The organism is Pelomonas lactea, assembly GCF_043555885.1.
In the GTDB taxonomy this organism is placed as follows: domain Bacteria; phylum Pseudomonadota; class Gammaproteobacteria; order Burkholderiales; family Burkholderiaceae_C; genus Pelomonas; species Pelomonas lactea.
Genome location: NZ_JBIGHX010000038.1, coordinates 1 through 283 on the forward strand (window position 1 = coordinate 1; position 283 = coordinate 283).

Consider the following 283-nt stretch of genomic DNA (forward strand, 5'->3'; position numbering starts at 1 on the left):
GCCGCAGTTGGCCGCCAGCCGCACGCGCCAGGGCGCCTTCCAGTGGCCGCTGCACGCGCTGCCGGCCGACGCCGCGCTGCGCCGGCTGCCGCGCCGCGACATCGACACCCACCCGCGCTTTACTGCGCTGGCGCTGGCCTGGCTGGACGACCCGTTCGCGCTGCTGTAGCTGCAGATCCAGGGCTCGGGCCGCCTCGTCACGCGCGACGCCGGCGGCGCCGAGCGCATCAGCCGCGTCGCGTTTGCGGGGCACAACGACCAGCCGTTCGAGTCCGTCGCCAAG

The 283-nt window shown here is 75.6% G+C and carries 1 protein-coding gene; it reads left to right on the plus strand.

Annotated elements, in window-relative coordinates; translation table 11 throughout:
* Positions 1-175: 175 nt before the first annotated feature.
* On the plus strand, positions 176-283 hold a 108-nt coding region (locus ACG04Q_RS25635), incomplete at its 3' end, for an MltA domain-containing protein (RefSeq protein WP_394514714.1).